Genomic DNA, 15,575 nt, shown 5'->3' with positions numbered 1-15,575 from the left:
GCGGCTCAGGGCGCGACGATCCGTTCGCGAAGCCAGCCCGCCATCTCCTCCTCCGACACCTCGCCGGCGGCGAGGGCGAGATATTGGACGACGAGTTCCGCATTGCCGACGTCAAGCTGCAAGCCGTTGAGATTGAGAAAGGTTTCGCCGATCACCGCGGCGGTCCGCTTGTTCCCGTCAACGAACGGGTGGTTACGCGCAATTCCGAAGGCATAAGCCGCAGCGAGATCCGCCGCATCCGGCTCACCATAAGCGGCGAGATTGCGGGGCCGCGCCATGGCCGATTCGAACAGCCCGAGATCGCGCACGCCCTCGCCGCCGCCATGCTCGGCGATCTGCTCGCGATGCGCGGCGAGCGCGATCGCGTCGGACACCCAAGTCCACATGGCTATTTCGCAAGTTCGCGAAGCGCGTCGCGGCGGCGGCGCATCACTTCGCGCGCAGCCTCCATCTGCTGCTCGAACTCGGGATCATGCGCGCGCAGCTCCACGCCGCCAGGCGTCTCGACCACGCTGACGGCATCGCCCTGCTCGAGGCGCAGGCGGGCGAGGACGTCCTTGGGGAGGATGACGCCGGTGGAATTGCCGATGGCGATGAGTTTGAGCGGCTTGTTCATACGGATGTTATAACACAGGCGCGGCGGAAACGCCACGCCTGCGTCAGGCCGCCCCGCCGCTACGGATTGATCGCGACCAGATCGATCGTGAACAGCAGGGTCGATCCGCCCCGGATCGGGCCGTTGTCCGCGGGCCCGTAGGCGAGCGCGGCGGGAATCGCGAATTCATAGCGGTCGCCCACGCCCATCAGCGGCACCCCTTCCTGCCAGCCGCGGATCAGCCGGCCGAGCGGCAGATCGACCGGATCGGCGCCGCTATTCTCCAGCTCGCGCCCGTCGGTGAACTTCACCGAATAGCGCAGCCGGACGATATCGGCGACGGTGGGATGGGCGCCGGTGCCGGGGCCGTGGACGCGGCGATAGCGGATCCCGCTCGCCGTCGCCTGCCAGCCCTGCGCCGGGCTCAGCGTGTCGAGGAAGGCCGTCTGGGCGGCGGCATAATCGGTGGGCGCGGCCGGCGCCGGCGGCCCGACCTGGGCGAGCGCCGGCGCGGCGGCGAGAAGCAGGGCGCCGGACAGAGCGGCGCGCAACGTCGAAATCATGCTTTCTTCCCCTTGGCGGTGGTCTTGCGGGCGGGCGCCTTGCGGCCCCTCCCCTTTTTCGCGGGCGGTCCCTTGGCGGCCCGATCGTCGATGAGCTGCGCGGCCTCCTCGAGCGTCAGCGCATCCGGGGCGACCGTCTTGGGCAAGGTCGCGTTGGTCGTGCCGTCGGTGACGTAGGGGCCGAAGCGTCCCTCCATCAGCCGGATCTCCGCCTCGGTGCGCGGGTGCGGGCCGAGCACCTTCAGCGGCTCGCGCGATCCGCTGCGCCGGCCGCCGCCATTGGCCGCCTCGGCGAGCTTCACGACGGCGGCGTTCATGCCGATTTCGAACACCTCCGCGGTCGATCCGAGCTTCGCATATTTGCCGTCATGCTGAAGATAGGGCCCGTAACGGCCGATATTCGCGACGATCTCCTTGCCTGTCTCGGGATGCGTGCCGACGGTGCGCGGAAGCGAGAGGAAACGCAGCGCCGTCTCGAGATCGGCCTCGGCCGCCGGGACATCCTTGGGCAGCGAGGCACGTTTGGCCTCCTTGCCCTCGCCGAGCTGGAAATAGGGGCCGAAGCGGCCGGAGCGCAGCGTGACGTCCTGGCCGGTTTCGGGATCCTGGCCAAGCACCTGCGGCCCGCTGTCGGCGCCCGCCTCGTCGCCCTGTCCGAAGCGGCGGGTGAACTTGCAGTCGGGATAGTTGGAGCAGGCGACGAAGGCGCCGAAGCGGCCGCCGCGAAGCGCCAGCCGGCCGGTGCCGCACAAGGGACACAGGCGCGGATCGCTGCCGTCGCCCTTATCCGGGAACAGCCAGGGCGACAGGAACTCGTCGAGCGCGGCGGTGATGTCCGATGGCTTGCGCTCCATCACCTCGGCGGTCTTGGGCTTGAAATCGCGCCAGAAGGCGTCGAGCACCGCCTGCCACTGGGCGCGGCCGCCCGACACGTCGTCGAGCTCGTCCTCCAGATGGGCGGTGAAATCGTAGGAGACGTAGCGCTCGAAGAAGCGTTCGAGGAAAGCCGTCACGAGCCGCCCGCTCTCCTCCGGGATGAAGCGGTTCTTGTCGAGCCGGACATAGTCACGGTCCTTCAGCGTCTGGAGGATCGAGGCATAGGTGGACGGCCGGCCGATGCCGAGCTCCTCCATCTTCTTGACCAGCGAGGCCTCCGAATAACGCGGCGGCGGCTGGGTGAAATGCTGTTCCGCCTCGACCTTCTTCCTGGCCGGCACGTCACCGTCCTTGAGGCGCGGCAGGCGGCGCGAATCCTCGTCGGCCTCGTCGTCGCGCCCCTCCTCGTAAAGGGCGAGGAAGCCGGGGAAGAGGACGACCTGCCCGGTGGCGCGAAGCGCGTGCTGGCCGGTGCCGTCGGTCAGCTCGGCGGTCGTCCGCTCAAGCCGCGCCGAGGCCATCTGGCTCGCCAGCGCGCGCTTCCAGATGAGATCGTAGAGCCGGGCATGATCGCCCGATCCGGCGCGCTCGCGCGAGAAATCGGTCGGCCGGATGGCCTCGTGCGCCTCCTGCGCGTTCTTCGCCTTGGTCTCGTAATGGCGCGGCTTGTCCGGCACGTAGCCGGCGTCATAGCGGTCGGCGACCGCCTTGCGCGCGGCGCTGATCGCCTCCGGCGCCATCTGGACGCCGTCGGTACGCATATAGGTGATCGCCCCGTCCTCGTAGAGATTCTGGGCGAGCCGCATGGTGACGCTTGCCGACAGGCCGAGCTTGCGCGCCGCCTCCTGCTGCAGCGTCGAGGTGGTGAAGGGCGGCGGCGGATTGCGGGTGAGCGGCCTGGTTTCGACCGAGGTGACGGTGAAGCGCCCCTCCTCCACCGCTTTCTTCGCCGCAAGCGCGGTGCCCTCGTCGCCGATCGTCAGCCGATCGATCTTCTCGCCCCGGTAGCGGACGAGGCGGGCGAGGAATTCGGTGCCGTCTTCCTCAAGCGTCGCGGCGACCGACCAATATTCCTGCGGCCGGAACAGCTCGATCTCGCGCTCGCGGTCGACGACGAGACGCAGCGCGACCGACTGGACGCGGCCGGCGGACTTCGCGCCGGGCAGCTTGCGCCACAGCACGGGCGAGAGCGTGAAGCCGACCAGATAATCGAGCGCGCGGCGGGCGCGATAGGCGTCGATCAGATCCTCGTCCAGCGCGCGCGGATGCGCCATCGCCTCCGTGACGGCGGACTTGGTGATGGCGTTGAAGGTGACCCGCTCGACATGGGCCGGCAGCGCCTTCTTCTTCGCCAAGACCTCCTGCACGTGCCAGGAAATCGCCTCGCCCTCGCGATCCGGGTCGGTGGCGAGGATCAGCGCATCCGCCTTCTTCGCCTCATCGGCGATCGCCTTGAGCTGCTTCGCCTTGTCGGCATAGGCCTCCCACTGCATCGCGAAGCCGTGATCGGGATCGACCGATCCGTCCTTCGGCGGCAGATCGCGGACATGCCCGTAGGAGGCGAGCACGCGATAGCCGCCGCCCAGATACTTCTCGATGGTTTTCGCCTTTGCAGGCGATTCGACGACGACCAGCTTCATGATGCCCCGGATTTCCTCACGCGTACGCGTACAAGGTGGAGACGGTCGAGCGGCGTCGTCAAGGCGGCCTGTGGAAAAGGAAGCGGCCGGCGCGGGCTCGCGCACCGGCCGCCCCGCCGGATCAGCGGCCCTGGCCCCGGCGCATCAGCGCGGTGAGCCGATCCTTGACGGCCAGCTTCATCTTCTTGAGCCGAAGCAGGCGGAAGCTGTCCGGCATACGCCGCCGCATCTCCTTGCGGATCGAATCATCGAGGCTGCGGTGAATGGCCATCAGGCGATAAGTGGAAGACGACATGAAGTTGCTCCAGCATTGGGGCGTGCCGGCCATCGGGCGCGGCCGCCCTGTTTCGTGAATTGGGCGGATCGAAAGCTCAGGCGGCTGGAGGCGCCCGGGCCCTGTAGTGCGTTGCCCGGTCGGGCTGCGCGAGACCGGAGTCGCGCCCCGACCAGCTTGCCGCCGGGCGCAGGGCGGACCGGCGCGTGACGATGGCCGGCGGCGACGGCGGCAGGAAGCCGTGGCTGCACCGGCCGTCCGGCGATTCGCTGTCCTGGCGGGCGCTGCAACAAAGGATCGACGAGGCGCGGATATCGGCGCCGGACCCGATCCGCGCCGTTCCGGGATCGGCGCGAAGCGGTGCGCCGCTGCCCGGCAAGGCGACCAGCAGACCGAACAACAGCGCGAGGACCGCAACCGGCCTTGGCCTGCGCCCCGCTTCGCCGCTGTCGAACAAGTCCGCTCTCCTGTCCGGCTGGTGCCTTCCTTCCAATTGGGGTCGCGACCGGGCCGGGACAAGGGCCGCGGCGGGACGATCGCGATCCCGGCGTCAGGCCAGGCTCACCCGCCCCCCGGCATGGCGTTCGAGCCGGCCTGCAAGCTCCAGCTCCAGGAGCACCGTCTGCACCTCGGCGGGCGCGAGGCCGGACTGGCGGATCAACTCATCCACCGGAACCGGCGTCGGCCCGAGCAGGTCGGCGACCGCGCGGCGGGCCGCTTCGTCGGCATCGGCGGAGGCACCGGGAGAGGCGTAATCCGCGCGGCGCTGGCGTAGCGGGCGGACATGCAGGGGGCGCAGCGCCTCGAGCACGTCCTCCGCATTCTGGACGAGGGTCGCGCCTTCGCGGATCAGCTGGTTGCAGCCCTGCGCGCGCGGATCGAGCGGCGATCCGGGAACCGCCATCACCTCGCGCCCGAACTCCGTCGCCTGGCGGGCGGTGATCAGCGAGCCGGATTTCGGCGCCGCTTCGACCACCACCGTGCCGTGGGCGAGGCCGGCGATGATGCGGTTGCGATAGGGGAAATGGCGCGCGCGCGGCTCCGTTCCCGGCGGCTGTTCGGCGAGCAGCAGGCCCTGTTCGGCGATCGCGCGCTGCCGCGCCTCGTTTTCCGGCGGGTAGAAAATGTCGATTCCGCCGGCGATCACCGCGATCGTGCCGGTCGCGAACGACCCGTCATGGGCGGCGGTATCGATTCCCCGGGCGAGGCCGGACACGACCACCTCGCCCGCCTGGCCGAGATCCTGGGCGAGCACGCGGGCGAAGCGGCAGGCAGCAGCCGAGGCGTTGCGCGCGCCGACGATCGCCACCGCCGGCCGATCGAGCAGCGCGGCATCGCCGGACGCGATCAGCGCCGGCGGCGCGCTTTCCAGCTCGGCGAGCAGCGGCGGATAGGCGCCCTGGCCGAGGAAGAGATAGCGCGCGCCCAATCGCTCCACCGCCTCCATCTCGCGCTCGACCAGCGCGACCGGCGCGAGCCGTGGCGGCCGGCCGCCGCCGCGCGCGGCGAGATCGGGAATCGCGTCCAGCGCGGCCTGGGCCGAGCCGAAGCGGGCGAGCAGCTCGAAATAGGTGATCGGGCCGATATTGTCCGACCGGATCAGCCGCAGGCGGGCGACATGATCGGCCGGGCGCGTCATTCAGCCCTTCGCGGCCCCGACCTTCGGCTCCGTCCCGGCGAAGAGCCGGGCGAGATTGGCGCGGTGGCGCCACAGGACGAGCAGGGCGAAGCCGAGGAAGAGCAAGGCCTCCCCGATGCCGCCGCGCGCCGCCGCGGCGATGGGGGCGCTGAACGCCGCGGCCATGCCGGCAACCGACGAATAGCGGGCGATCAGCAAGGCGGCGATCCAGACCGCCGCGAAGACGAGCGCGACCGGCCAGGCGAGCGCGGCGAGGATGCCGAGCAGGGTCGCGACCCCCTTGCCGCCCCTGAAGCCGAGCCAGACCGGGTAGAGATGGCCGAGAAAGGCAGCGATCGCGGCGAGGCGCGCCAGATCCGTATCGGGCCACAGCCAGCGCGCGATCAGCACCGCGGCGGCGCCCTTGGCGGCATCGAGGACGAGGGTGGCGGCGGCGAGGCCCTTGCGGCCCGTTCTCAGCACGTTGGTCGCGCCGATATTGCCCGATCCGATGGCGCGCACGTCGCCGAGCCCGGCGAGGCGGGTCAGGATGAGGCCGAACGGGATCGCGCCCAGCCCATAGCCGAGCAGCAACGCGAGCAGCGGCGGACCCGCAATGTCCCAGGTAATCACGCTCTCTCCCCTGCCTGCTGGGTTAGGCAAAGCCCGGCGGATGCGCAACCTTGCCGGGACAGCGGGATTTGAAACGCGCGCATCCGGCGCTACATCCGCGGGCGATGACCGCCGCCGGCCCAATCCTCGTCTTCGATTCCGGCGTCGGCGGCCTATCGGTGCTGAAGGCGATCCGGGCCGAGCTCCCGCACGCGCCGATCCTCTATGTCGCGGACAGCGCCGGCTTCCCTTATGGGACGAAGAACCCGGTGGAGATCGCGGCGCGGGTGCCGGCGCTGCTCGGGCGGCTTGCCGAGCGCTACGATCCGGCGATCATCGTCATCGCCTGCAACACCGCCTCCACGATCGCGCTCGATGCGGTGCGCGCGGCGCTCGACCTGCCGATCGTCGGGACGGTGCCGGCGATCAAGCCCGCCGCGGCGCTTTCGAAAACGCGCGCGATCGGCGTGCTCGGCACCGACGCCACCATCGTCCAGCCCTATGTGGACCGGCTGGCCGGCGAGTTCGCGGCGGACTGCGCCGTCATCCGCCACGGATCGGCGGCGCTGGTCGAGCGCGCCGAGGCGCGGCTGCGCGGCGAGACGGCGAATCCGCAAGCCGCCGCGCGCGCGCTGGCCGGCCTGTTCGACCAGCCGGGCGGTGAGCGGATCGACACGATCGTGCTGGCCTGCACCCATTTCCCCCTCGTCGAGGACGAACTGGCCGCCGCCGCGCCGCGACCGATCGCCTTCGTCGACGGCAGCGCGGGGATCGCCCGGCGCACCGCCTGGCTGGCGCGGGAGATCGAATGGCCGGCCGGGCCGCATGAGGACGCCGCTTTGTTCACCGGCGGCGCCGCGCAGGCCGAGGCCTATGTCCCGGGCCTCGCCGCCTTCGGGCTGAAGCGGATCGAGACGCTCTGAGCGTAACGGAACGGGTCGCTTGCCGGACGGCCGCTTGATCGACCCCGTTCGATCGGTCATGCTCCGCGGGAAAAGCGGGGGAAATCATGGCCGAACACGACGCTGCGCTCACCGCGCTTGAAGGATGGCTGCGCGCGCGCGCCGAGGGAAATATCGCGGATCCGAGGCTCGACGACACCGTATCGGCGACGCTGAGGCTGCGCGGCCAGACCGGCTTCACCTTCCGCTGGGAGCAAAAGCGGTCGCGTGCGGAGCGGGCGCTGTCGACGCCGTCGATCGATGCACAGGTCGACGCGGCGCTCGCGGCCCGGCCTCTCGATGCGGCGATGGCCAGGATCGCGGCGGAATCCCCGCGCGCCTGGCTTCGGCCGCTGACCGACAAGCCACTGCCCGGTTATCGCTTCGAGGAGACGAAGCGGGAGACGTGCGACAGCTGCAGGGGCCGGGCGGTGATCGATTGCAGCGGCTGCAGCGCCAGTGGGCGCGTATCATGCGGGCCCTGCCGCGGGACCGGCCGGGAGGACATGAGGTGCACATCGTGCGGCGGCGCCGGCTATTTCCGGCGCAGCCGCAGCGTCCAGGTCATGGTCGGCACCGGTTACCAGTGGACGACCGAATATTATAACGACCCCTGCTGGGGCTGCGGGGCCCGCGGCCGGCGCGACGAGACCTGCCGCACCTGCCGCGGCCAGGGGAACGTGCCGTGCGGGACGTGCAGCGGATCGGGCCATGTCACCTGCGCCGACTGCGCCGGTGCGGGCAAGCGCCACTATCTTTACACGCGAACCGCGCTGGTGAGCGCGCGCAGCGGCCTTGCCTTCGATCAGGTCGAGGACGAGACCTGGCGCGCCATGCTGAACCGCGGCTGGGAGACGCTGCTCGACCGGGGCAGCATCGCGCTTGCCAACGTGCGCCGCAAGGAAGAGGCGGCGAAGGGCGTGTTGAAGATCAATTTCGACGCCTCGGCGATCGGCGCGCGGGCGATGGCGCGGGCCGGCAATACGAGCGCCCTTTTCTGGTCGATCGGGCACAGCAATCCGCTCGTCGAGGGCGAGCCGATCATCGCGCGCATATTCGACCTGCCCGGCGCGGACGAGGAGGCCGATTGGGTCGAGATCGCCAGCCGACTGGCCGGATCGCGACTGCTGCGCGAGGCGATCGACGTCACCGTGGCGGGGCCGAAGATGGGCGGCAAGGCGCAGCAGGCCGCCGCGCAGGAAGGGGTAGTGGCACGGGCGATGCTCGCGACATATGGCGTCGCGATCGGTCCAGCGGGCGCCGCGGCGATCGGCAAGGTCGTGACGCGCGGGGTCGGCGCTCTGCGCGAGCGCGAGGCGGGCGCGACCTGGCGGAGCAATCTCGGCATCGCCGCCCTGGTCGGGCTGGGCGGCGCGCTGATCTGCATCGCATCCCTCACCGGCCGAAATGGCGTGACCGACGACCGGATCAGGACCTTCTTCTACCTGATCCTCGCCACCCTGGCCGCCGGACTGGCCTGGGGCATTGCCGGCCGTGCGCGGGTGCGCCGCCGGCTCAAGGCGCTGGGGCGCAGGCTCGACCTCCAAACGCCGCTCTCGCCGCCGAGCCATGGCTGGACACGCTCCGGCTGGCTGCTCGCCACCCTGATCACCGCGACGACGCTCACGGGCGGTCTCTACGGCGCCTGGCGCCTCGACATCTCGCCGTCTTTACGCCTCGCCGTCACAGCGCCGTTTTTCGACGACGGCCCCTACGGCGCAACGCCCGCCCGGGCGGACCTCCCGGTCCATGCCTCGCCGGATTCAGCATCGCCGGTGGTCGCCACCGTGGAAGCCGGTGAAGATGTCCGAATCCTCGAGGACGATGACGGCGACGGCTGGGTGATGGTGCACGCGGGCCGGCAATATGGCTATGTCGAACTGCGCGCCTTCGCCGGGCCGGCGCGTCCGTCCAAGCGCTGAACAGTCCTTATTGCGAACGGTTCTCACTGGCATTTTGCGCCCGAATTCCGCTATTGGCGGTCAGCGGGCGCATCTGGGGAAGAGACTTGGACTATCAGCGCATTTTCGCGGAGGCGATCGAGCGTCTTCATGCCGAGGGGCGTTATCGCGTCTTCATCGACATCCTTCGCAACAAGGGCGCCTTCCCCAACGCGCGCTGCTTCGCCGGCCATAACGGGCCGAAGCCGATCACCGTATGGTGCTCCAACGACTATCTCGCCATGGGCCAGCATCCCAAGGTGATCGCGGCGATGGAGGAGGCCCTCCACGATGTCGGCGCCGGATCGGGCGGCACGCGCAACATCTCCGGCAACAGCCATTATCATATCGAGCTCGAGAACGAGCTGGCCGACCTGCACGGCAAGGAAGGCGCGCTGCTCTTCACCTCGGGCTACATCTCGAACGAGGCGACGCTCTCGACGCTGGGGAAGATCCTGCCCGGCTGCATCATCTTCTCCGATGCGCTCAACCATGCCTCGATGATCGCCGGCATCCGCAATTCGGGCTGCGAGAAGCAGGTGTTCCGGCACAACGATCTCGCCCATCTCGAAGAGCTGCTGGCGGCCGCGCCGGCCGAGGCGCCGAAGCTGATCGCGTTCGAAAGCGTCTATTCGATGGACGGCGACGTCGCGCCGATCGCCGCCATCTGCGATCTTGCCGACAAATATCAGGCGATCACCTATCTCGACGAGGTCCATGCCGTGGGCATGTACGGACCGCGCGGCGGCGGCATTTCGGATCGCGACGCGGTCGCCAGCCGGGTCACGATCATCGAAGGCACGCTCGCCAAGGCGATCGGCGTGATGGGCGGCTATATCGCGGCCGACCGCAACATCATCGACGTGATCCGCTCCTACGCGCCGGGCTTCATCTTCACGACATCGCTGTCGCCGGTGCTCGTCGCCGGCGCGCTGGCGAGCGTCCGGCACCTCAAGGCCTCGTCGGCCGAGCGCGACGCGCAGCAGAAGCACGCCGCGCTGCTCAAGCAGATCTTCACCGAAGCGAAGCTGCCGGTGATGCCGTCGACCACGCATATCGTGCCGCTGCTCGTCGGCGATCCGGTGAAGGCCAAGCGGATCAGCGACATCCTGCTCGCCGAATATGGAATCTACGTGCAGCCGATCAATTACCCGACCGTGCCGCGCGGCACGGAGCGGCTTCGCTTCACCCCGGGCCCCGCGCATGACGAGAAGATGATGCGCGAGCTCGCCCAGGCGCTGGTCGAAATCTGGGACCGGCTGGAGATGCGCTGGGCGGCGTGATCGCGCCGCTCGATTTCCTGCTCCTCCTCATCGCCGCCTTCGGCGCCGGTTGCGTGAACGCGATTGCGGGCGGCGGATCGATCTTCACCTTCCCGGTGCTGCTGGCCGTCGGCGTGCCGCCGGTATCGGCCAACATCACCAACACCGTCGCGCTCTGCCCCGGCTATGTCGGCGGCGTAGTCGGCCAGTGGCGCGACCTCGCCGGGCAGGGACGGCGGCTGGCGATCCTGCTCCCGGTCGCGGCGCTCGGCGGGGTGATCGGCGCCTGGCTGCTCACCCGGACCAGCGACCGCACCTTCATGACGCTGGTGCCGGCGCTGGTGCTCGCCGCCAGCGCCCTGCTCGCGGTGCAGGAGCCGCTGCGGCGGCGCCTCAGCGGCGGCACGCGCCGGATCGCGCTCGGCTGGGCGATCGCCCCGGTCGCGATCGCCGCCGTCTATGGCGGCTATTTCGGCGCCGGGGTGAGCGTCATCTTCCTCGCCCTGATCGGCATCGCGATCGAGGACAGCCTGACCCGGCTCAATGCGCTCAAGCAGGCGATGTCTCTCGCCGCCAATGTCACCGCCGCCCTCTATTTCGCGACGAGCGGCGGCATCGTCTGGCCGATCGCCGGGGTGATGGCGGTCGGCGCTCTCGCCGGCGGCGCGGCCGGCGGGCGGCTCGCGAGCCTGGTCAGGCCCGGCACGCTGCGCGTCGTCGTGGTCGTCGGCGGCCTTGTCCTCGCCGGCTATTTCGCCTTCGAGGCCGCCGCCTGATCAGGGCGCCGTCGCCGCGCCCGCCTCCGGCCAGTCGCTGTCGCCGATCCGGGTCAGGGTCATCTCGAAGAAACGCTGCGGCGGCTGGCCGGGCACGATCCGATCGCCGACCTCGTGCCAGGTGCCGTTGGCGACCGTGGCGGTGTAGCGGATCGTCATCGGCCCGGCCGGGATTTCCCAGACCATGCCGGTGTCGGTCAGGCGGATCGGGAAGTCTCCGACCCGGCCCTGCGCGTAGGACCGCATCGAATAGGCCTGTTGCCGGACATCGTAGGAGACGATGCCGAAGGCGTGGAACGCGACCCGGCCGTCATCCGCGAAGCCCTTGCCCTCGATCACCCGGATGGTGCCGTCGAGCGCCGGGCCCATCCGCTCCGTCTGGGTCACGCGATGCTCGCCCGAGGGCGTCTGCGTGACGGCGGGCCCCCGCCAGCGGCCCTCCATCCAGGACAGGCGCGCCATCGCGGTCCGCTGCGCCTCGATCGCCGCCGCGTCGGGCGCCTGCGCCGCCGCCATCGGCGCGGCCGCCGCCGCGAGCGCCAATGCCAGGACGAACTTGTACCCCATCTTCGAACCTCCCTCGTTGCACAACGGCGCACCGGATGGCAGCCTTGCACCCATGCCGCCGATGCTCGCCACGACCCGGCCATCGCCGTCCGGCCGCGACAAGCCGAATTTCGCGAAGCGCGTTCGCGCCTTCGCGAAACGCGTTCCGCCGGGCGGCTCGCGCATCTGGCTCGGGTCGATCGCCGCGATCGTCGTCGCCACCATCGCCGGCGCGTTCGGGACCGGGGCGCTTCCGTTCGGCACCCGCCTCGCTTTCTGGACGCTGCTGCTCGGCTGGAACGCCGCGAAATGGCAGGCGTGGATCGCCGCGACGGTGAGCGGACATCAGGACTGGCCGGCCGCCATCGGCTGGGGGGCGATCTTCCTCAATCTGCTGCTCCCGATCGAGGTCCGCGCCGCGCTTTGGGCGGTCGGCCAGGCCGGGCCGGTCTCGCATCTCTCCATCTGGCTGTCGGCAGTGGCGATCAGCGGCGCGCTGGCGCTGCCGATCTTCGCCGCGCCAGGGCGATGGCCGCGGCGACGGCTCCGCGCGGCCGCGCCAACGCGACCGGCCGGGCCGCTGGCGCGCGCGGGCGTCGATCCCGCCGAGATCGTCGCGATGGAGGCGGAGGATCATTATTGCCGGATCCATCGCGCCGGCGGCGGCCAGCTCCTCATCCACGGTCGTTTCCGCGACGGCCTCGCCGAGCTCGACGGGGCGCCGGGGGCGCGTATCCACCGCAGCGCCTGGGTCGCGGAACGCGGCGTCGTCGGGGCACGTCGCGAGGGACGGCAGTGGCGGCTCGTGCTGGTCGACGGCCGCGCGCTGCGGATCAGCCCGCGCCACCTGGCCGACGTGCGATCGCGCGGCTGGCTGCGTCCGCCGGGCTAGCGTTGAAGCGCCGGGGAGACTAGATCGGGTTCGCCCCCCGATTCAGGCCAGAGCAAGCAGCATGACCCAGCGTCTCGCCATCGCGTCCGATCACGCCGGCTTCGACATGAAGACGGTGCTCGCCGAATGGCTGCGCGACGCCGGCCACGACGTGGTCGACCTCGGCCCCCATTCCGCCGACCGGGTCGATTATCCCGATTACGGCTATGCGCTCGCCGAGGCGCTGGCCGAAGGGCGGGCCGACATGGGAATCGCGCTGTGCGGATCGGGCATCGGCATTTCGATCGCCGCCAACCGCCACCCCGCCTGCCGCTGCGCGCTCGTTTCCGAACCTTATTCCGCGAGCCTCGCGCGCGAGCATAACGACGCCAACGCGATCGCGCTCGGCGCGCGCCTGATCGGGCTCGACATGGCCAAGGCCTGCATCGAATCCTTCCTCACCGCCGGCTTCGAGGGCGGCCGCCATGCCGGGCGCGTCGCCAAGCTTACCCACCCCCGCTTCGTCAAGGAACCCGCATGAGCAGCCAGCCGCTCTCCGACGTCCAGCCCGACGGCTTCTTCACCACGCGGCTTCGCGATGCCGACGGCGCCGTCGCCGATGCCATCGCCGCCGAGCTGGACCGCGAACGCCATCAGATCGAGCTGATCGCGTCGGAGAATATCGTCAGCCGCGCCGTGCTCGAGGCACAGGGTTCGGTGCTCACCAACAAATATGCCGAGGGCTATCCGGGGCGCCGCTATTACCAGGGCTGCGCGCCCTCCGACGCGGTGGAGACGCTGGCGATCGAGCGGGCGAAGCAGCTGTTCGGATGCGGCTTCGCCAACGTCCAGCCGCATAGCGGCGCGCAGGCGAACGGGGCGGTGATGCTGGCGCTGACGACGCCGGGCGACACGATCATGGGATTGAGCCTCGACGCGGGCGGGCACCTGACCCACGGCGCCAAGCCAGCGATGTCGGGCAAGTGGTTCAACGCCGTCCAATATGGCGTGCGCGCCGACGATCACCTCATCGATTTCGACCAGGTCGAGCGGCTCGCCAAGGAACACCGGCCGCGGCTGATCATCACCGGCGGATCGGCCTATCCGCGCCATATCGATTTCGCCCGCTTCCGCGCGATCGCCGACGAGGTCGGCGCACTGTTCATGGTCGACATGGCGCATTTCGCGGGGCTGGTGGCGGCGGGCGAGCACCCCTCCCCCTTCGGCCACGCGCATGTCGTCACCACGACGACGCACAAGACGCTGCGCGGCCCGCGCGGGGGCATGGTGCTGACCGATGACGAGGGAATCGCGAAGAAGATCAACTCGGCGGTCTTCCCCGGGCTTCAGGGCGGGCCGCTGATGCATGTCGTCGCCGCCAAGGCAGTGGCGTTCGGCGAGGCGCTGGAGCCGGGGTTCAAGACCTATGCCCGCGCCGTCATCGCCAATGCCAAGGCGCTGGCGGCCCGATTGAAGGAGCGCGGCGCCGATCTGGTCGCCGGCGGCACCGACACGCATCTCGCCCTCGTCGACCTGCGCCCGCTCGGAATCACCGGCAAGGATGCCGACGAGGCGCTGGAGCGCGCGGCCATCACCTGCAACAAGAACGGCGTGCCCTTCGATCCGCTGCCCCCGATCAAGACCAGCGGCATCCGCGTCGGATCGCCCGCCGGCACGACGCGCGGCTTCGGCGTCGCCGAGTTCCGCGACATCGCCGACATGATCGCCGACGTGCTCGACGGCCTCAGGGCGAACGGGCACGAGGGCAATGGCGCGGTCGAGGCGGCGGTGAAGGCCCGGGTCCGCGCGCTTTGCGACCGCTTTCCCATCTACCAGGATCTGTAATTGCGCTGCCCGTTCTGCGCCTTCGACAGCAGCCAGGTGAAGGACAGCCGTCCCACCGAGGACGGCTCGGCGATCCGTCGCCGCCGCCAGTGCGAGGATTGCGGCGCGCGCTTCACCACGTTCGAGCGGATCCAGCTTCGCGAGCTTACGATCCTCAAATCCGACGACCGGCGCGAGCCGTTCGAGCGCGCCAAGCTGGAGCGTTCGATCGCGACCGCCTGCCGCAAGCGCCCGGTGCCGCCGGAACGGATCGAGCGGCTCGCCTCCTCGATCCAGCGCCAGATCGAGACGAGCGGCGAGAGCGAGACCTCCTCCGCCGCGATCGGCGAGATGGTGATGGAGGGACTGAAGGCGCTCGATCCAGTCGCCTATATCCGCTTCGCCAGCGTCTATAAGGACTTCCGCGAAGCCAAGGATTTCGAGGATTTCGCCGGCTCCGTCACCGAAGCGGGCAAGGAGTGAGCGCGGGCCCAGCCATCGTCCTCGTCCGTCCCCAGCTTGGCGAGAATATCGGCAAGGCGGCGCGGGCGATGCTCAATTTCGGGCTGACCGACCTCAGGCTCGTCGCGCCGCGCGACGGCTGGCCCAATCCGGCGGCGGGACCGGCGGCGTCGGGCGCGGACATGGTGCTCGAACAGGCGCGGGTCTTCGATACCGTCGCCGAGGCGGTCGGCGACTGCCCCTTCGTCTATGCGACCACCGTCCGCCGGCGCGGGCTCGTCGTCCCGGTCGTCTCCCCCGAGGAGGCGGCGCGCGAGGTCCGGGGGAATGACGGGCCGTCGGCCATCCTGTTCGGCGCCGAGCGCTCGGGGCTGGAGACCGACGAGGTCGCGATCGCCGGCAAGATCGTCACCGTCCCGATCAACCCGCAATTCGGATCGCTCAACCTTGCCCAGGCGGTGATCCTGATCGCCTATGAATGGTCCAAGGGACGGGCGCTGGCGGTGCCGACGCGGAACGACAATCTGGAGCCGCCGGCCCCGCACGCCCATCTCGAAGGGCTGATCGAGCAGCTCTACGAATCGCTGGCCAGGGTCGATTATTTCCACCCGCCCGATCGGACGCCGGCGACGAAGAACACGATCCGCACGATCCTGACCAAGGCGCGCTGGTCTTCACGCGAGATCCAGGCGCTGCGCGGCATCGTGCGTGCGCTCACCGAGGGCCGGCGCGGGTCGGCTTGACGTTCGTTCGCCCTGATCGGATATTGCGACGG

Annotated in this window: 18 protein-coding genes; 9 read left to right on the top strand and 9 right to left on the bottom strand. The window is 70.0% G+C overall.

Annotated elements, in window-relative coordinates; genetic code table 11:
- Positions 1 to 5: 5 nt before the first annotated feature.
- The 8 genes from FRZ32_RS12170 to plsY form a co-directional block, all read right to left on the bottom strand.
- Entirely contained in the window at positions 6 to 386 is a 381-nt protein-coding gene (locus tag FRZ32_RS12170) for a type II toxin-antitoxin system death-on-curing family toxin (protein ID WP_147043746.1), read from the bottom strand.
- Positions 387 to 388: 2 nt separating this feature from the next.
- Positions 389 to 616 carry an AbrB/MazE/SpoVT family DNA-binding domain-containing protein gene (locus FRZ32_RS12165; RefSeq protein WP_147043745.1) on the bottom strand — a complete coding sequence of 76 codons (228 nt, stop codon included), beginning with the start codon at positions 614 to 616 and terminating at the stop codon, positions 389 to 391.
- A 59-nt stretch (positions 617 to 675) separates the two neighbouring features.
- Positions 676 to 1,158, bottom strand: coding sequence for an FKBP-type peptidyl-prolyl cis-trans isomerase (locus FRZ32_RS12160; protein ID WP_147043744.1), 483 nt, complete (start codon positions 1,156 to 1,158; stop codon positions 676 to 678).
- Positions 1,155 to 3,674: a type I DNA topoisomerase gene (topA, locus tag FRZ32_RS12155; protein ID WP_147043743.1), complete on the bottom strand. Its 2,520-nt coding sequence runs from the start codon at positions 3,672 to 3,674 to the stop codon at positions 1,155 to 1,157. Before topA ends, FRZ32_RS12160 begins: the two co-directional genes overlap by 4 nt.
- A 121-nt stretch (positions 3,675 to 3,795) precedes the next feature.
- Positions 3,796 to 3,969, bottom strand: coding sequence for an HP1242/YdcH family protein (locus tag FRZ32_RS12150; RefSeq protein WP_147043742.1), 174 nt, complete (start codon positions 3,967 to 3,969; stop codon positions 3,796 to 3,798).
- Positions 3,970 to 4,045: 76 nt separating this feature from the next.
- Positions 4,046 to 4,405: a hypothetical protein gene (locus FRZ32_RS12145; RefSeq protein ID WP_147043741.1), complete on the bottom strand. Its 360-nt coding sequence runs from the start codon at positions 4,403 to 4,405 to the stop codon at positions 4,046 to 4,048.
- Positions 4,406 to 4,498: 93 nt separating this feature from the next.
- A complete protein-coding gene (dprA, locus tag FRZ32_RS12140) occupies positions 4,499 to 5,587 on the bottom strand; it encodes a DNA-processing protein DprA (protein WP_147043739.1) in 1,089 nt (362 codons plus the stop codon).
- Positions 5,588 to 6,199, bottom strand: coding sequence for a glycerol-3-phosphate 1-O-acyltransferase PlsY (gene plsY / locus FRZ32_RS12135; protein WP_243445285.1), 612 nt, complete (start codon positions 6,197 to 6,199; stop codon positions 5,588 to 5,590). It lies immediately after the preceding gene.
- A gap of 104 nt (positions 6,200 to 6,303) precedes the next feature.
- Between plsY and murI the strand changes: the two genes are divergently transcribed.
- The 4 genes from murI (at position 6,304) to FRZ32_RS12115 (ending at position 11,097) form a co-directional block, all read left to right on the top strand.
- Positions 6,304 to 7,101, top strand: a complete 798-nt coding sequence (gene murI / locus FRZ32_RS12130) for a glutamate racemase (protein WP_147043737.1) — start codon at positions 6,304 to 6,306, stop codon at positions 7,099 to 7,101.
- 86 nt (positions 7,102 to 7,187) lie between these two features.
- The gene (locus FRZ32_RS12125) at positions 7,188 to 9,041 is read left to right on the top strand and encodes an SH3 domain-containing protein (RefSeq protein ID WP_147043735.1); all 1,854 of its coding nucleotides are present in this window, start codon (positions 7,188 to 7,190) and stop codon (positions 9,039 to 9,041) included.
- Between the two features lie 86 nt (positions 9,042 to 9,127).
- Positions 9,128 to 10,342, top strand: coding sequence for a 5-aminolevulinate synthase (gene hemA / locus FRZ32_RS12120; protein ID WP_147043734.1), 1,215 nt, complete (start codon positions 9,128 to 9,130; stop codon positions 10,340 to 10,342).
- Positions 10,339 to 11,097 carry a sulfite exporter TauE/SafE family protein gene (locus FRZ32_RS12115; RefSeq protein WP_147043733.1) on the top strand — a complete coding sequence of 253 codons (759 nt, stop codon included), beginning with the start codon at positions 10,339 to 10,341 and terminating at the stop codon, positions 11,095 to 11,097. The genes hemA and FRZ32_RS12115 overlap by 4 nt, the downstream gene beginning before the upstream one ends.
- On the opposite strand, the gene FRZ32_RS12110 is transcribed toward FRZ32_RS12115, so the two are convergent.
- Positions 11,098 to 11,664, bottom strand: coding sequence for a DUF1579 domain-containing protein (locus FRZ32_RS12110; protein ID WP_147043732.1), 567 nt, complete (start codon positions 11,662 to 11,664; stop codon positions 11,098 to 11,100).
- Positions 11,665 to 11,680: 16 nt separating this feature from the next.
- Here FRZ32_RS12110 and FRZ32_RS12105 point away from each other — a divergent pair, with 16 nt between their 5' ends.
- From FRZ32_RS12105 to FRZ32_RS12085, 5 genes are all read left to right on the top strand, one after another.
- Positions 11,681 to 12,535 carry a LytTR family DNA-binding domain-containing protein gene (locus tag FRZ32_RS12105; protein WP_158635914.1) on the top strand — a complete coding sequence of 285 codons (855 nt, stop codon included), beginning with the start codon at positions 11,681 to 11,683 and terminating at the stop codon, positions 12,533 to 12,535.
- A gap of 61 nt (positions 12,536 to 12,596) precedes the next feature.
- On the top strand, positions 12,597 to 13,055 hold the full coding sequence (gene rpiB / locus FRZ32_RS12100) for a ribose 5-phosphate isomerase B (protein ID WP_147043730.1): 459 nt from the start codon (positions 12,597 to 12,599) through the stop codon (positions 13,053 to 13,055).
- Entirely contained in the window at positions 13,052 to 14,359 is a 1,308-nt protein-coding gene (gene glyA, locus FRZ32_RS12095; protein WP_147043729.1) for a serine hydroxymethyltransferase, read from the top strand. Before rpiB ends, glyA begins: the two co-directional genes overlap by 4 nt.
- Positions 14,360 to 14,821 (top strand): transcriptional regulator NrdR, encoded by a 462-nt coding sequence (nrdR, locus tag FRZ32_RS12090; protein ID WP_147043728.1) that lies wholly within the window; start codon positions 14,360 to 14,362, stop codon positions 14,819 to 14,821.
- Positions 14,818 to 15,543, top strand: a complete 726-nt coding sequence (locus FRZ32_RS12085; RefSeq protein ID WP_147043727.1) for an RNA methyltransferase — start codon at positions 14,818 to 14,820, stop codon at positions 15,541 to 15,543. Before nrdR ends, FRZ32_RS12085 begins: the two co-directional genes overlap by 4 nt.
- Positions 15,544 to 15,575 lie beyond the last annotated feature (32 nt).

Source organism: Sphingosinicella ginsenosidimutans (genome assembly GCF_007995055.1).
Taxonomy (GTDB): Bacteria; Pseudomonadota; Alphaproteobacteria; order Sphingomonadales; family Sphingomonadaceae; genus Allosphingosinicella; species Allosphingosinicella ginsenosidimutans.
This window is presented reverse-complemented; position numbering and strand designations above follow the sequence as displayed.